The sequence below is a fragment of the Clostridium sp. genome (genome assembly GCF_050717635.1).
Classification (GTDB): Bacteria; Bacillota; Clostridia; order Clostridiales; family Clostridiaceae; genus Clostridium_AD.
Genome location: NZ_JBOITO010000010.1, coordinates 144,623 through 163,760 on the forward strand (window position 1 = coordinate 144,623; position 19,138 = coordinate 163,760).

23 protein-coding genes and 2 pseudogenes are annotated in these 19,138 nt (G+C 33.2%); all 25 read right to left on the reverse strand.

Features of this window, described 5'->3' with window-relative positions; translation table 11 throughout:
* Positions 1–20: 20 nt before the first annotated feature.
* The 25 genes and pseudogenes from ACREWB_RS05365 to ACREWB_RS05485 all read right to left on the reverse strand — a co-directional run bounded on the left by ACREWB_RS05365 (position 21) and on the right by ACREWB_RS05485 (position 19,010).
* Positions 21–1,646: a SulP family inorganic anion transporter gene (locus ACREWB_RS05365; RefSeq protein ID WP_431546459.1), complete on the reverse strand. Its 1,626-nt coding sequence runs from the start codon at positions 1,644–1,646 to the stop codon at positions 21–23.
* Between the two features lie 73 nt (positions 1,647–1,719).
* Positions 1,720–2,580, reverse strand: a complete 861-nt coding sequence (locus ACREWB_RS05370; RefSeq protein WP_431546460.1) for a PhnE/PtxC family ABC transporter permease — start codon at positions 2,578–2,580, stop codon at positions 1,720–1,722.
* Positions 2,580–3,365: an ABC transporter permease subunit gene (locus ACREWB_RS05375; protein ID WP_431546461.1), complete on the reverse strand. Its 786-nt coding sequence runs from the start codon at positions 3,363–3,365 to the stop codon at positions 2,580–2,582. Before ACREWB_RS05375 ends, ACREWB_RS05370 begins: the two co-directional genes overlap by 1 nt.
* 18 nt (positions 3,366–3,383) lie before the next feature.
* A complete protein-coding gene (gene phnC / locus ACREWB_RS05380) occupies positions 3,384–4,148 on the reverse strand; it encodes a phosphonate ABC transporter ATP-binding protein (protein ID WP_431546462.1) in 765 nt (254 codons plus the stop codon).
* Between the two features lie 40 nt (positions 4,149–4,188).
* Positions 4,189–5,238 carry a PhnD/SsuA/transferrin family substrate-binding protein gene (locus ACREWB_RS05385; RefSeq protein ID WP_431546463.1) on the reverse strand — a complete coding sequence of 350 codons (1,050 nt, stop codon included), beginning with the start codon at positions 5,236–5,238 and terminating at the stop codon, positions 4,189–4,191.
* A 119-nt stretch (positions 5,239–5,357) separates the two neighbouring features.
* On the reverse strand, positions 5,358–6,191 hold the full coding sequence (locus ACREWB_RS05390; RefSeq protein ID WP_431546464.1) for a PHP domain-containing protein: 834 nt from the start codon (positions 6,189–6,191) through the stop codon (positions 5,358–5,360).
* Complete coding sequence (locus ACREWB_RS05395) at positions 6,188–6,883, reverse strand: phosphonate C-P lyase system protein PhnL (RefSeq protein WP_431546465.1); 696 nt, start codon at positions 6,881–6,883, stop codon at positions 6,188–6,190. The genes ACREWB_RS05390 and ACREWB_RS05395 overlap by 4 nt, the downstream gene beginning before the upstream one ends.
* Positions 6,884–6,887: 4 nt before the next feature.
* Positions 6,888–7,511, reverse strand: a complete 624-nt coding sequence (locus ACREWB_RS05400; protein ID WP_503417241.1) for a DapH/DapD/GlmU-related protein — start codon at positions 7,509–7,511, stop codon at positions 6,888–6,890.
* A gap of 2 nt (positions 7,512–7,513) precedes the next feature.
* Complete coding sequence (gene phnM / locus ACREWB_RS05405; RefSeq protein WP_431546467.1) at positions 7,514–8,692, reverse strand: phosphonate metabolism protein PhnM; 1,179 nt, start codon at positions 8,690–8,692, stop codon at positions 7,514–7,516.
* A 19-nt stretch (positions 8,693–8,711) separates the two neighbouring features.
* Complete coding sequence (locus tag ACREWB_RS05410; RefSeq protein WP_431546468.1) at positions 8,712–9,557, reverse strand: ATP-binding cassette domain-containing protein; 846 nt, start codon at positions 9,555–9,557, stop codon at positions 8,712–8,714.
* The gene (locus tag ACREWB_RS05415) at positions 9,558–10,418 is read right to left on the reverse strand and encodes an alpha-D-ribose 1-methylphosphonate 5-phosphate C-P-lyase PhnJ (protein ID WP_431546469.1); all 861 of its coding nucleotides are present in this window, start codon (positions 10,416–10,418) and stop codon (positions 9,558–9,560) included.
* A complete protein-coding gene (locus tag ACREWB_RS05420) occupies positions 10,402–11,523 on the reverse strand; it encodes a carbon-phosphorus lyase complex subunit PhnI (protein WP_431546470.1) in 1,122 nt (373 codons plus the stop codon). Before ACREWB_RS05420 ends, ACREWB_RS05415 begins: the two co-directional genes overlap by 17 nt.
* Before the next feature lie 2 nt (positions 11,524–11,525).
* Positions 11,526–12,119, reverse strand: coding sequence for a phosphonate C-P lyase system protein PhnH (gene phnH, locus ACREWB_RS05425; protein WP_431546471.1), 594 nt, complete (start codon positions 12,117–12,119; stop codon positions 11,526–11,528).
* Between the two features lie 14 nt (positions 12,120–12,133).
* Complete coding sequence (gene phnG, locus ACREWB_RS05430) at positions 12,134–12,556, reverse strand: phosphonate C-P lyase system protein PhnG (RefSeq protein ID WP_431546472.1); 423 nt, start codon at positions 12,554–12,556, stop codon at positions 12,134–12,136.
* A gap of 157 nt (positions 12,557–12,713) precedes the next feature.
* The gene (locus ACREWB_RS05435) at positions 12,714–13,424 is read right to left on the reverse strand and encodes a GntR family transcriptional regulator (RefSeq protein ID WP_431546473.1); all 711 of its coding nucleotides are present in this window, start codon (positions 13,422–13,424) and stop codon (positions 12,714–12,716) included.
* Between the two features lie 58 nt (positions 13,425–13,482).
* Positions 13,483–14,016 (reverse strand): permease, encoded by a 534-nt coding sequence (locus tag ACREWB_RS05440; RefSeq protein ID WP_431546474.1) that lies wholly within the window; start codon positions 14,014–14,016, stop codon positions 13,483–13,485.
* 5 nt (positions 14,017–14,021) lie between these two features.
* Positions 14,022–14,498, reverse strand: a complete 477-nt coding sequence (locus ACREWB_RS05445; RefSeq protein WP_431546475.1) for a permease — start codon at positions 14,496–14,498, stop codon at positions 14,022–14,024.
* Between the two features lie 259 nt (positions 14,499–14,757).
* A pseudogene (locus ACREWB_RS05450) lies at positions 14,758–14,874 on the reverse strand (ArsA-related P-loop ATPase); the annotation flags it as partial.
* 38 nt (positions 14,875–14,912) lie between these two features.
* Positions 14,913–14,975: pseudogene (locus ACREWB_RS05455) on the reverse strand (hypothetical protein); the annotation flags it as partial.
* Between the two features lie 8 nt (positions 14,976–14,983).
* Positions 14,984–16,048: an ACR3 family arsenite efflux transporter gene (gene arsB, locus ACREWB_RS05460; RefSeq protein WP_431546476.1), complete on the reverse strand. Its 1,065-nt coding sequence runs from the start codon at positions 16,046–16,048 to the stop codon at positions 14,984–14,986.
* A 49-nt stretch (positions 16,049–16,097) separates the two neighbouring features.
* Entirely contained in the window at positions 16,098–16,439 is a 342-nt protein-coding gene (locus tag ACREWB_RS05465; RefSeq protein ID WP_431546477.1) for an ArsR/SmtB family transcription factor, read from the reverse strand.
* Positions 16,433–16,861 (reverse strand): arsenate reductase/protein-tyrosine-phosphatase family protein, encoded by a 429-nt coding sequence (locus ACREWB_RS05470; protein ID WP_431546478.1) that lies wholly within the window; start codon positions 16,859–16,861, stop codon positions 16,433–16,435. The genes ACREWB_RS05465 and ACREWB_RS05470 overlap by 7 nt, the downstream gene beginning before the upstream one ends.
* Positions 16,862–16,956: 95 nt before the next feature.
* Positions 16,957–17,649, reverse strand: coding sequence for a cytochrome c biogenesis CcdA family protein (locus ACREWB_RS05475; protein WP_431546479.1), 693 nt, complete (start codon positions 17,647–17,649; stop codon positions 16,957–16,959).
* A complete protein-coding gene (locus tag ACREWB_RS05480) occupies positions 17,646–18,182 on the reverse strand; it encodes a thioredoxin family protein (protein ID WP_431546480.1) in 537 nt (178 codons plus the stop codon). The genes ACREWB_RS05475 and ACREWB_RS05480 overlap by 4 nt, the downstream gene beginning before the upstream one ends.
* 192 nt (positions 18,183–18,374) lie before the next feature.
* On the reverse strand, positions 18,375–19,010 hold the full coding sequence (locus ACREWB_RS05485; protein WP_431546481.1) for a hypothetical protein: 636 nt from the start codon (positions 19,008–19,010) through the stop codon (positions 18,375–18,377).
* Between the last annotated feature and the right edge of the window lie 128 nt (positions 19,011–19,138).

Consider the following 19,138-nt stretch of genomic DNA (forward strand, 5'->3'; position numbering starts at 1 on the left):
AAAAATAAAAATCAATCTTTTTAATGTCCGATTTCTCTGTCTAATCCACCCGGTTTATTGAACCTTGCAACTTGGTCTAAAATAGTCATACTATCAGTATTGGCACCTACAATATGAACTTTAATTCCCATTTTATGATACTTCAAAACCACTTTATCTATAGCATTAACAGCTGAATGATCCCAAATATGAGAATTTGAAAAATCAATGTTAACAGTTTTTTTATTTTTATCATATCTAAATTCATTCACAAAATGTTTCGCTGAGGCAAAGAATAATTGCCCATGAACCTTGTATACACTTTCGCCATTTTCCCTATCTATTGTATATTCTATATTGATTTTAGCAATCTTTGAAACAAAGAACATGCAGCTTAAAACCACACCAACAAAAACTCCAATAGCGAGATTATGTGTAAATAAAACTGTTCCAACTGTAACTAACATTACTACAGTATCTAATTTAGGAACTTTATTCATGGTTTTTAATGAATTCCAATCAAATGTGCTTATTGAAACCATAATCATAACAGCAACCAGTGCTGCTAATGGAATCTTAACCACAAAGCTATTTAAAACAATTATTAGAAACATTAAAACTACACCTGCCGTTAATGAAGATAACCTAGTTCTTCCACCAGACTTAACATTAATAACTGATTGCCCAATCATTGCACAAGAAGCCATTCCTCCGAATAATCCAACCACTATATTTCCTATACCTTGCGATATACATTCCCTAGTCTTATTACTGCTTGTATCTGTCATTCCATCAACAATTTCTGCTGTTAATAATGTTTCAATAAGTCCCACAAATGCTAATGATATAGAATATGGAAGAATAATTTTGAAAGTATTAAGCGAGAAAATTACATTTGGAATTAATAACTTCGGAAAGCTACTGGTTATTGTTCCCATATCGCCTACAGTTCTAACACCACTCCCCGTAAAAATGGCTATAGCACTTACCACTATAATAGCTACTAATGGGGATGGAACAGCCTTTGTTATATATGGAAATAAATATATTATTGCAAGTCCCACTACAACCATTGCATACATCGTCCAATTTTCTCCATTAAAGGATGGCAATTGAGCCATAAATATGAGTATTCCAAGTGCATTAACAAATCCGATCATTACAGAATGAGGGATAAATTTCATTAACTTATTTACCCTAATAATTCCAAGAAAAATTTGTATTATTCCAGCGAATATTGTTGCAACTAGCATATACTCTATTCCATGCTCTTTAAATAATCCAGCTAATATAAGAGCCATTGCCCCCGTAGCTGCTGAAATCATTCCCATTCTGCCACCTAATATTGCGGTAACAATTGCCATACATACAGCTCCATATATTCCCACCATCGGGTCTACTCCAGCTACTATAGAAAATCCTATTGCTTCTGGAATAAGTGCCAATGCTACAACTATTCCCGCCATAACATCTTTATTAATATTTGATAAGTATTCATTCTTTAGTGTTTTCTTAATAATTAACGCCTCACTTTTCTGTATTTTATGTTTGAACTTATTGTAAATCTCACGAAAAAAAACTAGCTCTGTGCTAGTGTATTTTGGCGTTAAAAGTCCTATTGTAGTATACCTTACCCATATGTTAAGTACAATACATTTATGTGACAAGCGTGTCCCCAAATAAACCCAAAAATCTGAAAACACTATGCCCTTAATCTATTAGTGACATATAGCATTACAGCTATATGTCACTTCTTTTTAATCTATTTGATATGAATTCTAAAATTATAGCAGAGCCCACTAATAAATATGAAATAAAACCAACCTCTGATACGTTAAAATAAAAGCTTCCTGCCATGAAAAGCTCATATCCAATTCCTCCAGCACCAGCTGCTGCACCCATAGCTACAGAATTTGTAAAATTAATTTCAAATCTCATGAAAGTCCACGAAACAAGATAATTTGCAGTTGATGGAATGATTGCCTGAAAAACTATCTGCCACCAGCTTGCGCCACTTGCTTTTAACGCCTCAATAACTCCTTCATCAATTTCTTCATATGATTCTGAATAGGCTTTTGTCAAATATGCTGTGGAATGAAAGGTTAAGCCTACTATAGCAGCTACGCTCCCAAGTCCTGCAGATATTGCAAATATTAAAACCCATATTACTGTTGGTATTGCTCTTATAAATGCAACAAATCCTTTTATTAAATTAGAAACATGTATATTAGATAAATTTTTTGCAGCAAATAGGCCCAAAATAATAGCTATAGAAGCTCCAAGTAGTGTGGTTAAGAATGCAAGTGACATGGTTATTATTACAGAATTAATACCTTGCATTAATGTAAAATGTGTAAGGCTTGGTTTTAAAAACATTACTTTTAAATTTTTCAATGTTTGGATTATAGCTGTTGCCAGGTTTAAGTCCTTATAATCAAAGGTTAAAAACCCATAAATCGTTAGAAGTATTAGAGTAACTATGGTTATATTTATTACTCCACTAGAATTGCCAACTGCTTTAGTTTTTATTCTACCATCTTTTTTATGTTCAATATAATATCTTTTATGAGTATCAATACTCAAATCAGCTACATCGCTCATTATAAAATCACCCTTCTAATATAATTTGATATAATTTCAATTACTAATACAGATACAACTATAAAAATAAGTGCAAGGCTAGCTGCATTGTAATTCATACCTTTATAATACATGCTGAAGGTAAAACCAATACCAGTACCAGTAAGTAATCCTATGAGAGTTGCACTCCTAATATTAGTTTCTATCATAAAAAGTATCCAGCTTATTAGTTGAGGTGCACTTGAAGGAAGAATTGCCTGTGATACTGTTTGGAGGGAATTTGCACCTGTGGCCTTCATAGCTTCCACGCACTCTGAACTGGACTCATCTATAGTTTCTATAAATGCCCTTGTTAAAAATCCAAAGGTTGTAGCAAAAAGTGCCAAATATCCAGTCATAGCATTTTGCCCAAAGGAGAATAATAATATCATTGCCCATACCACATCAGGAATATTTCTAAATATAGAAGCTACTACTCTGGCTATAGCACTTGACACCTTATTTGTATTGGTAGTTTTAGAACCAAGTAAGCTGAGTAGTAGTGCGAAAAAACTAGCAGTGGTAGTTGCAGCTATAGATAGAAAAATCGTTTCCTTCATCTTACTCATTATGATGGGAAGTCTGCTTAAGGATTCCACAGTAGGATAAAAATTAGAAACTGCCCAAAATATCGCCTTTGGAATAGATGTAAGACCGAGTATTGGATCATAATTAGTTATAGTCATTGTAACTAAAGTGATAATAAATATTATTCCCAAAACCATATAGGAATTCTTTCTACGTTTTTTTAGTATATCAAACTGCATTACTTTACCTCCCAAAACTTAGTCAGTAATTAAATCTCCCGATTCTGAACCATATATCTCATGAATTTTATCTTTTGTAAGTTCAGCTGGTGTTCCATCAAATATAACTCTGCCTGAATTAACTCCTATTATTCTATCTGAATATTTCTGCGCCACATCAACTTGATGAAGATTGAATATACAAGTTATACCCATCTCTATATTTATGTTCTTAAGATGGTCCATAATTATTTTTGCAGCACTTGGATCTAGGGATGAAATAGGTTCATCACATAGCACCATTTTAGGTTTTTGGATTAATGCTCTTGCTATTCCTACCCTTTGCTTTTGACCTCCACTAAGTTGATCACATCTTTTGTAAGTTTCTTCTTGAAGTCCTAATTTGTTTATGAGTTCAACGGCTTGATTTTTTTCTTTTTCATCATATCTGCCAAATACTCCTGATAGTGTTGATTTATATCCAAGCTTTCCATGAAGTATGTTTTGGAATACACTGAGCCTATTAACTAAATTATAATGCTGAAATATCATACCTATCTTTGTTCTATGTTTTCTTAAATTTTTTTTATTTAGACTTCTAACACTAACACCATCAAAATTTACTTCACCTCGAGATGCATCAATCATTCTATTAATGCAGCGAAGAAGAGTTGATTTTCCGGCTCCTGATGGACCTATAATTGAAACAAACTCTCCTTCATTCACAGAGAAGCTAACATCTGTTAATGCCTTAGTACCGCCCTTATAATCTTTAGATAGATTTTTCACCTCTAGAATTACCACTCTCAGCTCCCCCTTCCATTATTTTAATAAAATCTAATATCTATTCTGAAAGCTTTCTAATTGGGTCATACCAAGCATCCTCAACTGCAACAAATTTTGTATCTTTCTTCTTTTCAATTAGTCCCTCAGTTTCACCTTTTATATAAAATATTTTTTTATTATTTGTAGTAGAATCTGCTATAAAAGCATCTCTTATTTTGTCTATATCCTCTTGTTTGAGTGTATTTGTATTAACAGCAAAAGGTCCATTTAATACTGGAGTAGAGTTTATAAGTACATATTCCTTGCCAACTAAATTAGTAAATGGATCTGATGCACCTTCTTTTATCTTATAAACCGCACCTACAGCGTTTGCGTTTCCAGTGGTAACTTCAACATATGGTGCTAAAACAGTATCACAGAATGCTGCTACCTCTGCCTTACCAGTTAAAAGATTAGCTGCAGCGCCTTGATGTGATTGACCAAATAACACTTCACTAAAGAACTTATCAGATCCACCCTCTATTAAATTATCTGCCTCTAAAGTCTTCCACTTATCTTGGGTGGAAAACTGTTTGATTATACCAGCAGTAGGTACTTTAAAACCTGAAGTGGAACTATTGGAAACGAAGGATATTTTTTTTCCCTGAATATTATCAATTTCATACTTTCCGTCTTTTTCATACTCACTTTCTGTTCCTTTATTAACTGCAAGCCAGCTATAATATATAGCATCGTCTAAAGTACCTGATTCTCCAGTGTTTACAACCAGTGGTAAAACCTTAGAATTTTTTTTGTTGGCTTCAACGTAACCCTGCCCACCCATAAATGCTATTTGTCCATTACCACTTGCTATAGCTTCAACAGCAATGGAATAATCTGTTGTAGTCTTTTGATCAACCTTTTTTCCTGTAGCTGTTTCAATCACTTTACATAATTCATCGCGAGTTTCCTTGAAAGCATCAGCAGATTCATTAGGATACCAAATCATGGTTATTTTATCATAATACTTTATTTTGCTACCAGTAGCAGCACCGCTTGTACTAGAACATCCTGCAAACATTGAAACTGAAAGAACAACGCTTGTTACTAATAATATTATTTTTTTCATGAATTTACCCCCTAGAATTTTTAAATATTTTATTTTTATCGCTATACATATCATGATACCTTTTCAAGGTTAATGCTCTGTTATGTCATTGTTAATTAAATGTTAATCTTTCTATATATTCAATTTTTATAAATTATTCCATTATCAAGCACATGTATAAATTCCTCAGCGCTAGTTTTTTGTCCTATTTTTACAGGACTCCCATAACTCCCGTGAAAATCACTTCCCCCTGTAGTAATTAAATAATTTTTCCTACAGTATTGCATTACCTTTATGTGATCTTCCTGTCCATGGTCCTCATGATACAGTTCAATCCCATCGAGTCCTGCTGTCACAAGCTTATCAATAGAACTATATGAATCAAGTTGTCCCGGATGCGCCAGGATTGCAATTCCTCCATCTTCTTTTATTGCCCTTACTGCGTCTGTGGCATCAACGTATTCAATATCTCTTGCACAGATTCCATCACCCTTAAATAGCTTTTGATACAAATCCGAATATGCTCTAGAACTATAATCAGCCTCTGTGAGCTCTGCCATAATATGCTGTTTATAAATCACCTCACTACTTTTGGCTCTAGAATGAATATTATCAACATTAAATATATACCCATTTTTTTGAAGTTCACTTATTTGCCACAGTGAATTATTATGTCTTCTCTCTAAAATCGGATCACAGATTTTTTTAATATTTGTAGCTTCAAGCTTAAAATTAAAGCCTAAGATATGAATTTTTCTTCCAGTTTCAAAATCAAAAGCTGATATCTCTATGCCTGGAATTATTTTTATCCCAGCTTTTTTCCCTAAAAGTATAGCTTCCGGAAGTCCCTTTACGGTGTCGTGATTTGTAATTGCCATATGAGTAACTTCATTTGAAATAGCCATGCTTATTACCTGATCAATGTTCATGGATCCGTCAGAAATATTTGTGTGAACATGAAAATCTGCTTTCATATTAATTCTCCAGCCTCCATATTATATATTTTGTCGCAAAGTCCTTCCATAAAATCAATATCATGAAAAATTCCAAGCATTGTCGTTCCCTCACCTTTAAGCTGCTGTATTAATACTCTTACTTTCGCTTTTGATTCGTCATCAAGACTTGCTGTAGGCTCATCTAAAAGTAGAAGTCTTGGACGCTTTACCATTGCTTTTGCAATATTTAGTCGCAACTTTTCTCCACCAGAAAATGTATTTGGATAACTATCCCAAAGGTCCCGTCCCAATTCAAAATGTAAGAGCATTTTCTCAGCCTGGGTGGATGCATACTCAAAGTCAAAACCCATTTCTAGTACAGCTCGTTCTACTATCTGTTTCGCTGTGGTTCTTGGCATTACATTTAAAAACTGAGATACGTATCCTATTTCATATTTTCTAAGATTTATGATTTGCCTTTCAGAAGCCTTTGAAATATTTATTAGACCAAATTTCTTTGAGCTATATAAAATCTGACCACCCTCTGGTAAATAAGTTCTATAAATACACTTTAATATAGTAGATTTACCACTACCACTTCTTCCGGTTATACCTATGAATTCGCCTTCTTTTAAATCTATATTAATACCCTCACATGACTTTATGTGCTTATCTAAATTATGGAGAGTAAATGATTTACTCAAACTTTCAATTTTTAATAAATAACTCATAATATCATCTCTTTTCATAATTTTTTAATACAAAGCTATCAATATCAAGTAGAAAATCCTTAAAATTCTCTTTTATTTTCGCATACGACCAGTCCCACCATTTTATTTGTTCAAGCTTAAAAATAACATCCTCACTAAATCTTTTTCTAATAAGTTTTGATGGCACACCAGCTACAATGGTATAAGGTGCTACATCTTTAGTTACAACAGCTCCACTACCTACTATTGCTCCATTGCCTATAGTAACACCAGGCATTATTATAGCTCCATGACCTATCCAAGTATCATGACCTATATATGTTTTTCTACTGGATCTACTTTTAAAAAATTCAGTATCCTCACTATCACAAAATCCATACATATCACTTCTGTAGGTAAAATGATGTAGGGTTGGTCTATCAATAGGATGGTCTGTAGGACCTATTCTAACCATTGCTGCTATATTAGAAAATTTACCTATTTCTGCATTTTGAACAAAACAAAATTGGCCAGTATAAGAATAATCATCAAGTGTTACATTTTCGAAAAAATTGAAAATCCCCACCTCAGTGTATTTTCCTAGTTTTGTATTCGCAAGTTCACAATTTTCATGAACTATTGGCTCCTCTGTAAGCAATTTATTTTCCATAATCATACCCTGTAATCTATTTTTGATACTAATTTTCCATCAACGAAAACCGAAGTTATAACTGGAAAATCAACATCAATTTTCTGTATTATGATGATATCTGCTTTCTTACCCTCTTCTATTGATCCAATGTCTCTGTCCATATTCACAGCTCTTGCAGGATTTATAGTAACCAGGTTAAACATGCGATTTAGATCCTCATTATATTTTTCATGAAGTATAAATATAGCGTGGAGCATTGCTGCTGGATAGTAGTCACTGCACAAAATATCAATAGTATCATTTGCTATAGCCTCCGCTGCGGACAAATTACCTGTATGAGATCCCCCTAGTAGTATATTTGGAGCTCCTGCAATAGTAAATAATCCTCTTTCCTTAGCTTTTCTTGCAACATCAAGTGTTATTGGAAATTCGCTTATGGTAGCGCCAAGGCTTTGTATAAATTCTAGTTTTTCATCGCTATCATCATCGTGAGATGCTATTGGAATGTGTTTTTCTTTTGCAAGGTCTGCTAATTCCTTAAGCATGCATGCGGTAAGTTTTTCTTTAGTATCATGATATTCCATTACTGAGTCTAACTCACAATCAGTAAAATCCTTGTATCCCCTAATTGTTTTTTTATAAATTTCTACATTTCTGTATTGTCCTTGCCCTGGAGTATGATCCATAAAAGAAATTAAATGCACTTTATCTTGGGCTATATATTTTTTCAAACTTTCTACAGCGGAGGTATTATCTATTTCAAGCCTCGCATGAAAGCGATGACGTATTAAATGTTTTTTGTCATGCGTGTTTTGGATTACCTCTGCAAACTTATTTACATTTTCTATGCAGCGAATCTGTTTGTGTGAAAATTCATCAGTTTTCCATAATGATAAAGAATGAAACATAGTTGTAATACCGTTATTCACAAGTATTTTTTCTGTTTCCCTTAGGCTAAGATTAAAGTCAATCAAAGTTGAAGGTCTTGGTGACGCCATGCTCTCAATATAATCTGAATGTATATCTACAAAACCAGGAGCAACAAAGCCTCCTCTAGCATCAACTATTTCCTCAAATTTACTTTTTACTATTTCTCCCTGTGGAGCAATTTTAACAATTAAATCATCTTTTATTAATAAATCGTATCCATGTAATATTTCATTTTCAGTTACAATCCTACCATTAGTTATTAAATACATCTTAAACCCTCCTAACAATTTATAGCATTGAATATACTAGCTGTTGAGTATAAGCATTTTGTGGATCCTCCAGTATTTGATCCGTAAGTCCCTGTTCAACTATTTTTCCATCTAACATTACAATGGTTCTATCAGCTAGCATTCGTATAACTGAAAGGTCATGAGACACAACAATCATACTTATGCCTAGCTCCCTTTGGATTATTTTTATTAAATCCAGTACATTTGCCTGTACAGACAGATCAAGTCCTGTAGTTACCTCATCTAAAAGTAGTATTGGGGGGTTGTTAGATAAAGCTTTAGCAATTTGTACTCTTTGCTGCATTCCACCGGAAAAATTTACTGGTGCTTCCTTCATTCTAAAAAGAGGTATGTTTACATGTTCTAGAAGTTCACTGCCTCGTCTCTCCATGTATCCCACATTCTTATAACCTGCCGCTATAAGCTTTTCTGCAATATTTCCTATAGAAGAAAAATTCATCTTAAGACCATCTATTGGGTTTTGATATACTTTTCCTAGGACATTATTTCTTATATATCTCTTTTGTTGTGATGACTCATCAAAGATGTTTGAATCACCGCTTTTATAACTGCTTATATACGCTTCCCCCTTAGACACCTGCGTGTCAAAATACAAACATCCCATCATAGTAGATTTACCACTGCCACTTTCACCAACTACTCCAAGAATTTCACCCTTATATAGGTCAAAAGAAATATCCCTGCAAGCATACACTGTTCCACACTGCTTGCAATAGTTGTCCTTTGGGGAATCTATATCCCCACCTTTGCAGCTAATACATCCTTCTCCAAACTGCTTGTTTAATTTTCTTACGGAAATTATTGGTTTTTCAAAGTCTTCCATTTATAAATCACCACCTAAATTATCTGCTCTAATATTTAATTTTCCCAAACAATAGCTTGTATCATTACACTGAAATGAGGCTTCCCCGGTATTATCATCAATTATTTCATCCATATAAACTCCTGAACTTCCACATAATCTGCACTTTTTACTATGAACATCTTCAACTTCAAAAGGATAATCCTCAAAGGCAAGAGATTTAACACTTGTATAAGGTGGAACAGCATAAACCTTCTTTTCCCTTCCAGCTCCTAGTAATATTAATGCCTTTGAGTAATTCATTTTAGGATTATCAAAACGAGGTATTGGACTTGGTGCCATAACGTATCTATCATGAACAAGCACAGGATGATCTGCTCCAGTTGATACTTTTCCAAATTTAACTATTTGTTCGAAAAGCATAAGCCAGGCACCACTATATTCATTTTCAGCATGAAGCTTTTTTGTAACATATTCACTGGGCTCAACAACTCTTAGCGGCTCAGGTAGCGGCACCTGTAGTACTAGTATTTGATTTTCTTCTAGTGGAATTTCGGGTATTCTATGTCTTGACTGAATTAGACTGGCATCTCTCGTCATATCGGTAGTCTTAACCCCTGTAGTCTTATTAATAAGCTTTTTAATATTTACTGCGTTTACTGATTCATCTGATCCTTGGTCTATTACTTTTAGAATGTCTTCCACACCAATTAGAGATAATGTAAGCTGTAATCCGCCTGTTCCCCAGCCTCTTCCTATAGGCATTTCCCTTGATGCAAAAGGCACTTGATATCCAGGTATTGAAACTGCTTTTAATGTAGCTCTTCTTATTTCTCTTTTTGAACCCTCATCAAAGAATGCAAAGTTATACTTTATTTTCATTTCCAGTCCCCCCTGTGCGTATTTTTCTAACACTATCAAGTTTAGACTGAAAGGTTACATAGTGAGGAAGTTTAAGATGAGATATAAAGCCAGCAGACTCTACTGAATCTATATGCAGTAGTACAAATTCTTCATCTTGGGTAGGATATTTCTTATCTTTAGCCTCCAGGCATTGCTCTAATATGCTCATTGCAATTGCCTTTGTTTCATTCTGCCCGTAACAAATTCCATAGCCTATGTCAAACTTTATCTCTTTAATGCCTACTTTCTTTTCAACAGTTCTAGGCATAAAGGTCTCCACTTCTGTAATTTTTATATCTCCAATGTAATATTCGTCTTCTTCATCTTTGGAATTATTTAGTGGACTGGTAATGTACAGTGGAATCATTCCAATTCTAAGTTCTCCTACAGTTGGGTGAAGCGCCCCGTAAGCTCTTAGAGCAGCATATCCAAGTGAAGTAATAGTTCCTGTCTGACCTCTAGTGAGTATCTGCATTCGCTCACTTCTAGTTGTAGGAAACTCTATACTCTTTTTTGTTATATCCATGGGCTGAACATCATTATTTTCATAATTTTCGATAAGCCCCTCTTTTCTTAGATAATCTAAGACCTTAGGTAAATTCGTTAAATCTGTTTCATCTTGATTTGAAACTACTTCATTTTCAAAATTATTTAACCAGTTTAAGACATCTTCACTTGTTTCATCTATTAAATCAAAATCAATAAGTCTATGTGTATAATCATAACTTGATCCTAATATCTGTCCTCCTGGTACATCTTTAAAACTAGCAGAAATTCTTCTCTCAACAAACATATTTTTAGTATCCACTACTTTTGTATAATGCTTTCTTGGTAATGTAGATCTATATGCTCTAAGTAAAAATACAGCTTCCTCCACATTTCCTTCTGACTGTTTTATTGCAATGGATGCAAGCTCCTTTGAATAAATACTGCTTTCAGACATTACTTGATCAATAAGGCCCCTAAGCCCTCCATTTATATCTTCAATTTTAAGTACTGTTTTTTCCTTTAATCTTTCATACTTAAGTCTTCTTATAGATTCTTCAATGGCTGCACTTCCACCCTTTACTGCTACATATCCCATGTTTACACCACCTGCTTTGAAACTTGAGTCGTTCTTGGTAGACACATTATATTTGATGAACTATCTGTAAAAATAAAATCTATACCAATGGGATATTCAACATTAATCTTATCCCTCTCCTGGATCCAACTCGCCTTAGTCTGTATTTTTACGTAGTTAGTATGTTCTATGCCCGGACCAATAAGCGCAAGTTCTTGCTCATTTGATAATCCATCTGTTTCAAAAATAATAATTGCAGACTTGTGAGGATTGACCAAATCACCTGTTTTTGCATTTCTAAAAGCCCCTTCAACCACTTCAGGTGATGCATCTCTTAAAATAAATATGAAATCAGCATCTTTTGTCCCTGCTGAGTTTGAAAATGTCATTTGATTAACAACATTTATTACCTCTTCCTCTTTATCTGTAATGATTTTGTAACTTACTTCTCCATCTAATAGCATTAGCATTAATACCATGGTAGATTTATAAAAGTTTACATCAATATCTATTTTTTCGCTTTCTTCTTTGATGTTCTCTATTATTCCCGGCCGTGCCATGCAATTTAAGGTTTTTCTATATGATGATTGTATATCATGAACTAAATCCAGTTTCATTTTCTCATCTCCCATTACACATCCATAGTGTCAAAATTTACTTTTGTCTTGAGTATCTTTGACTGTTTACACGATATTTCCTCATTTATCTTTATTTCTTCTTCTCTTAATATCTCTTCGAAAGCTTTAGTTTCCGGCAGTTTTGCAATATATGCAGCATCTATCACTGCTAGCCAATAGGAAAGCTCAGGTTTGTTATCATTTACTATTCCAATTCCAATTTTATCTAAAATCTGAACCTTTGCTTCTGTAGCCAATACTTCACCTAGATAAAACAGCGACCTTTGTGCAGTTTCTCTCATTTTAACCATCACAAGGCAATACTCCGGATCCTGAATAACCTTAACTTTATAGTTTCTTTCTATTTCTAAAGCTAGTTTTTCCGCAATTGTAGGGTTTCCTTTAATTAATATCTCTGTTCTTTTTCGCCTTTTCAAGTAATCACCCCTATTTATTTTTCTTTAAATACTTATAATTTTATTATATCTTGTTGCCAAGCTAATCGTCATTAAGCCTGTGTAAACAATGTTATGTCTTTGTTACACTGATAAATTAAACGTAAAAAGACCGCTGTTTTTTTAAACAACGGTCTTTTTATATTAAATTATATTTAAAACGGTCCCCTCTGTATGATATTTTTGAATACTCTAACACCACTTTAGAGTATTCATCAATGCAATCAGTCTCTAGTATTATAAGTGGTATGAGTTTAGAACATTCTAAGTGCTTTCGCTCTTCAATTGAGGCTATTGAAACGCTTAACACACTTATAGATGATTTAAAGCTGTTATAACCATGTTGCCCATAATATTCAAACATAGATACTATGTGTTTTCCACATTTATCAATGTCATTAAATACTGATTTAGCTACAAAAGACGTATGAATAGCAACTGGTTCTCCCTCAACGATTCTGAGTCTAGCTATTTTAAATACGTCCGCGTCTACAGTCACACCTAATCTATTGTAAATTTTCTCATCATAATTAATTTGCTCAAAAATTATATTCTTTGTGATGAGCTCATAGCCTTTAGCTTTCATTTTTTCACTGAAACTTTCCTTTCCAAAAAGAACCAGCTCTATTTCATAATATCTAGGTTTAAGATATCTGCCTTTACCTCTTTTTGTATATATATACCCAAGTTCTTCTAGCTGCTCATATACCTTCCTTGCTACAATTCTTGGAACATGATTTATATCTGCAATTTCATTTTCAGAGGGCAACTTATCATTTACCTTATACTTACCCTCACTTATATCTTGCATTAATTCATCAAAAATATCAGTTTCAATATCATTTTTCAATGGTTACCTCCTAAATAAATGTTTTTTATAAAAAAAAACACATTTTACTTTATAAAAATTATAATTTTTCTGCATTTTTATAAATAATATCAATTTCATCCTTCGAAACAAAGGCTGATAATAAAAAGGCAATTATCAGTATCCCAGGAATATCAATTAACAGCCTAGTTATTGCAAATCTACTTCCAAGGGATGATATTTCAAATAATAACATTGGAATTTTAGTAGTAGACCAAGCTCCTATAAAAATTATAATATTACTAAATTTAACTCCTTTTTTCATGAATACTGCTGCTACAGGGAATGCACCATAAAGTGGACCTGCTGCTGCTGAGCCTATAATTAATGCAAGTATTATTCCTTTAAAACCTGAATTTTCGCCCATGTATTTCATCATCATTTCTCTTGGGACCCATATATCAAGAAGTCCAAGTAGTATAAAAACAGGTGGTATAACTAGTGCCATTTCTTTAAAACTATATGCTGCAATACTAAAAGATTTCATTCCTAAACTATAATTAAATATTGATAGAATTCCTACTGCTATTATCATTGCTATAAAGTATCTATATCTTTTTAATAATTTTTTCATAAGAATTAAACCACCTTTCCAATGATAAATGCTACTAAAAATGAAAATATGAAAGCAAATACGTTTCTAAGTAATGTTAACTTCTTGCCAAAATATTTTATTTCTATTGGCACAGTAACAATACCCACCATCATTAATGTTGAAATAAAAGCACCTATTTGCATATATCCTGCTCCATTTTGAAGTAACATTGCAGCTGTAGGAAAAGCAACAAATCCTGGAATTAAAGTTATTGCTCCAACTACTGCTGCTATTATAATGCCAAAGAAACCTGAATTTTCTCCGATAACCTTTGATATTAACTCTGCGTTAAATACCGAAAGTAAAATTCCAACAAACATTATAACTGTTAAAAACTCTGGCAAAATATTCTCAAATGCTTTCCATGATTTTTTTAGTGCCATTTTCGTTTTTTTCTTATTCTTGAAATAAGAAAAACCTAGTAAGAAAATTGTTAATCCATATAAAACTAAATTACTCAATTAGGTCTAACCCCCTATTGTTTTTAATTAGTATAAAGTATTTTAAAAAAGTTTTCAACGTCTATTATATTAAAAATTGCCAGCTATCTGAAATAAAACAGCTGGCAATTCAATTACTTATAATTTTACACTAATAAATCTTTTAACTTATCGCCTTTAATTTCATCAGCACTCCATAATTAATAACCCACCATTTTGCAGCAATCTTTGCACGTTTCAAATCTTCTTCAAGACGCATTGCTTCGCATGCAGGTGTAGCTTCAGCAAGATTTACTGCTGTAGCGCAAGCTGTTGAAGTTTTACCTACACCGCCTTTACCTGTATAGAATAAATATTTTGTAAGTTTAATATTTTGCGGATTAAAAATTTCGTTAATTCTTCATTAGTTGGATATTTGCCCTTTAAAACTATTTCACCATCTAAAACATTAACAGGAAGCTCATCAACGCCTTTTTCATTTATAATCTCTCCAATCATATTTATTATTATTTGTTTTGAGCTGCTGCTTCTGGGAACCAATGAGTAGTTTTGTTTGCGATTCTTACAAGAATCAGCATTACTGGCACTTCAACTAGTACTCCTACCACTGTAGCAAGTGCTGCCGGAGAGTCCATACCGAACAGTGCAATGGCAACTGCAACTGCTAATTCAAAAAAGTTTGATGCTCCAATCATTCCAGCTGGTGCAGCAATATCATGTGATAATCTTAGCTTTTTACTTGTTAAATAAGCAATAAAGAAAATCAAAAATGTTTGTATAGTTAATGGCACAGCAATTAGTAAAATGTGCAGCGGGTTATTTATTATGGTCTCACCTTGGAATGAGAATAACAATATAAGTATTAGTAGTAGCCCAACCGTAGTCGCGTTATCAAACTTGTGTAGGAAGGCATTTTCAAAATACTCTAGGCCTTTTTTCTTTGTTACCGTAATTCTAGTCAAAATGCCTCCAACTAAAGGAATAACAACAAATAAAACAACTGATAAAATAAGTGTGTTCCAAGGAACAGTAATGTTGCTAACACCTAAAAGAAATTTAACAATAGGAATGAACGCAACCAAAATAATCAAATCATTTGTTGCTACTTGCACGACGGTATAAGCCGGACTACCTTTTGTAAGGTGACTCCATACAAATACCATAGCAGTACAAGGAGCAGCTCCTAGTAATATTGTTCCTGCAAGATATTGCGTAGCTAGTTCTGGTGCAATAAATGCTTTAAATACTACGAAAAAGAAAAATGAAGCTATTGCATACATTGAAAATGGTTTTATAAGCCAATTTGTTATCCATGTTACATATAAACCTTTCGGGTTCTTGCCTACATTTTTAACACTTTGAAAATCTACCTTCATCATCATGGGATAGATCATTATCCAAATAAGTATAGCTGTAGGTATGGAAACCTTCGCATACTCAAACTTATTTAAGAATTCCGGAATCCCCGGAATAAACCTTCCAATTAGTACCCCCACGACCATACAAATGGCTACCCAAACTGTTAAATACTTTTGAAAGAATCCTATTTCGGGTGTTTTTACTTCACTCATAATTAATCGCTCCTCTAAATTCACAATATTCTTTATTTAAATTAATTTTTTATTTGTTGTTACATAGGTCTTGAAGCTTACATTTACCCAATCTTTCACAATCACTACTATAAGAATGTAATTGCTTAAGTTCTTTTTTTAAATAAGAAAACAAATCAGGTCTATTTTCTATAAAGCTATTATCTATTTTGTAGTATACCCATTGTGCTTTTTTATAGGTCTCAAGTATTCCACATTTTTTAAGAGCTGTTAGATGCCTTGAAACATTTGATTGGTTCATATCTAGGCACTGCTCAATTTCACATACGCACATTTCGCCCTCCATAAGGAGTGATAGTATCCTAAGTCTATTCTCTTCTCCTAATGCTTTAAATATATCAACCACTACCACACCACTTCCCCACTTAAATCAATTTCACTTCTTTCAATTCTTTCCGCTAAATCTTTAATTTTTTCTTCAATTAATTTCGCTGTCTTTATAAATTCATCATCAGATTTTCCAGTAGGGTCATCAAGTCCCCAATCCTCTTCATGCTTATGAGCCATTATTGGACAAACTACATTACATCCCATTTTCACTACAACATCAGCTGCTGGTATATTATCTAGCAATTTTGATGTATGAGTTTCATTCATGTCTATACTGTATAAATATTTTATTATTCTCACTGCATCTTGATTAATTTGAGGCTTAGTTTCAGTTCCCGCTGAATATGATTCAAACACCTCTGATGCAAATAATTTACCCAATGCCTCTGCCATTTGTGATCTACAAGAATTATGAACACATATAAATGCTACCTTTGGTTTCATAAAATAATCCTCCCTTTTGTATATTCGTATATCCGTTTACACTCATATTGTAATATTAGCCCCCTAATTTGTCAACACCATACCATAATATTCTTCTAAAACCCTAAATAAAACATATAAAAAGCAATAAACAAAATTGCTGTACCCATAATATATTTCAACACTTTACTAAATGTACTGTATTTATTACTTAAAGTAAGCTTTGTGACAAAACCAATTGATGTTCCTGCTATTATAACTAGAAAACTGTGACCTATAGAATATAATAGTAAAAGTAGTAACCCCCTTGCGATATTACCTTCCTTTGCTACTATTGAAAGTAAGACTATAAGTACTGGGGTTGAACAGGGTGATGAAAATATCCCTCCTAGTACTCCTGCTACAAAAGCTCCTATATAGCCTCTTTTAGGTTTTTTACTTGTTAAAGAAGCTGAGGGTATAAAATTATATACCTCCCAAACTTGAAGTGCCATAAGTACCATAAGAGTACCCAGTGCAATATACCATAAAGAACTTGATGTTCCCATAAGCTTTCCTAGAATAGATGCCATGACTCCTAGAATTGTAAAAGTAACTGCCATCCCACCAGCAAAAACTAGTGATAATTTAAATGCTCTCCTTGTATCATTGTTCCCAGTGCCACCTACATACCCAATTACAAGGGGCACACTTGTAATTGCGCATGGGGTAAATGAGGTTAATACACCTGCAAGAAGTGCAATTAAAGGCGCAAGCCAAAAACTCTCAGAAATAAGCTTTGATAATATATCTAACCATTCATTGATCATTCCATACCCATCTCCTTAAATATAGCAAGTAACTGTTCTTTGCTCATTCCACCCTCATGAGTGGTATATACATGTTCATTTGTCTCCTTGGATGAATACATTTTCATTTGAAACGCTTTTGTGTCTTTGGGCGTATAAGGTTTGCCATGTTTGTCAAAGAAAACTTGTGTTGGAATTACGCTAATTGGATATCCCTCTGCCAAACTTTGATACTTCCATATATCCACAAATTTTATGATTACTTTTCCACCAAGCTCTTCATTAAGCTCCACTAATAAAGGAGCCATTTCCCTGCAAGGTGCACAGGAATCAGCACCAAAATCGATCATAATGGGTAGTCCATATGATTTAAGTTTCTCTATGTCTAAAGTGTCTGTTACGTGTAAATCAAAAGAAGAATTATCATTTATAACAATTGGTATTTTATTAAGGTTTTTCAAATACCATATTACCCCTACTGCTACTACTATAAGTACAGGTATAATTATTTTAGCAATATTTTTAGAAATTTTTATATTCTTTTTCTCATCCATAATTTACACGCCCCTTTGTATTATTCTTCCATGCTTTTACCTGGTATTCATATCAATCTATGTGTTATTTTACATATTTATACATGGATAATTTCACAATTCTGTATCAAAACAAATGAAAGCTATGAAATTTAGGCGTTAAACCTACAATTCAAAGCTTTGTAATCTAAACTAACAATAGTTTTATAGTGCTTACCATGTAAAATATACAAATCCCCCTCCAAGCGTTGTTGTATTGTACCATAATTTAAGATCTATTCTTTTAATCTGACCTTCATCCAAAATGTTTACAAACACACTTGTTTCATCCTCTTCATACTCAAGAGAAATTATTGTTACCCAATGCCAAGGCTCAAAGTTTTTTACCTGACCATTACATAAATTTAGAAAGGCAATAGGCGAATTTTTTAGTAGGGAACCATTTATGAATTTTATTATTTTATCCAATTCAGGTCGATTAGCCTTATCTTCTGGTATATCACAATAATCATATTCAACATTCAGACCTTTTGCTAATGTATAAGAAATTACAGCTTCATAAAATATTTTAGTTGTTGGTATCCCTTCTGTTGTTGGGGTAACATACTCCCAGATTTCTTCCATTGCTGGCAAACAGTTCTCTTTGTTAGTAAATCTATGTCCGAGTAGCAACGTAATCCTTGTTTGACTTAAATAAGCAATAATATTTGTGGCTGCAGAAGGTCCGCACCCAGATAGCCGTTGCCACTCTGTAGCATAACATTCCTGGTGGTAACCGTAGCATGCCTTATGTGTATATCTATCTACTACCCGGAATAAATCTAGATTAGACAAAGACACTATATTCATAAATTCATCCCCTCTCTAATTGTCATAATGTAACTATTAAATTTTACTATTTATTGTTATGGTAAATAACGAATATAAACTATTATTTAATCAATCGTTAAACGTTATATTTGAATATTAGGATATAT

Coding starts and splice junctions, on each gene's coding strand:
- phnH (WP_431546471.1), bottom strand. CDS start 12,119: ATGAAACTGGATTTAGTTCATGATATACAATCATCATATAGAAAAACC.
- ACREWB_RS05370 (WP_431546460.1), bottom strand. CDS start 2,580: ATGAGCGATGTAGCTGATTTGAGTATTGATACTCATAAAAGATATTAT.
- ACREWB_RS05395 (WP_431546465.1), bottom strand. CDS start 6,883: ATGAGTTATTTATTAAAAATTGAAAGTTTGAGTAAATCATTTACTCTC.
- ACREWB_RS05485 (WP_431546481.1), bottom strand. CDS start 19,010: ATGAATATAGTGTCTTTGTCTAATCTAGATTTATTCCGGGTAGTAGAT.
- arsB (WP_431546476.1), bottom strand. CDS start 16,048: ATGAGTGAAGTAAAAACACCCGAAATAGGATTCTTTCAAAAGTATTTA.
- ACREWB_RS05470 (WP_431546478.1), bottom strand. CDS start 16,861: ATGAAACCAAAGGTAGCATTTATATGTGTTCATAATTCTTGTAGATCA.
- ACREWB_RS05440 (WP_431546474.1), bottom strand. CDS start 14,016: ATGAAAAAATTATTAAAAAGATATAGATACTTTATAGCAATGATAATA.
- ACREWB_RS05400 (WP_503417241.1), bottom strand. CDS start 7,511: ATGGAAAATAAATTGCTTACAGAGGAGCCAATAGTTCATGAAAATTGT.
- ACREWB_RS05475 (WP_431546479.1), bottom strand. CDS start 17,649: ATGATCAATGAATGGTTAGATATATTATCAAAGCTTATTTCTGAGAGT.
- ACREWB_RS05420 (WP_431546470.1), bottom strand. CDS start 11,523: ATGGGATATGTAGCAGTAAAGGGTGGAAGTGCAGCCATTGAAGAATCT.
- ACREWB_RS05390 (WP_431546464.1), bottom strand. CDS start 6,191: ATGAAAGCAGATTTTCATGTTCACACAAATATTTCTGACGGATCCATG.
- ACREWB_RS05375 (WP_431546461.1), bottom strand. CDS start 3,365: ATGCAGTTTGATATACTAAAAAAACGTAGAAAGAATTCCTATATGGTT.
- ACREWB_RS05385 (WP_431546463.1), bottom strand. CDS start 5,238: ATGAAAAAAATAATATTATTAGTAACAAGCGTTGTTCTTTCAGTTTCA.
- ACREWB_RS05480 (WP_431546480.1), bottom strand. CDS start 18,182: ATGGATGAGAAAAAGAATATAAAAATTTCTAAAAATATTGCTAAAATA.
- ACREWB_RS05410 (WP_431546468.1), bottom strand. CDS start 9,557: ATGGAAGACTTTGAAAAACCAATAATTTCCGTAAGAAAATTAAACAAG.
- ACREWB_RS05415 (WP_431546469.1), bottom strand. CDS start 10,418: ATGAAAATAAAGTATAACTTTGCATTCTTTGATGAGGGTTCAAAAAGA.
- phnM (WP_431546467.1), bottom strand. CDS start 8,692: ATGTATTTAATAACTAATGGTAGGATTGTAACTGAAAATGAAATATTA.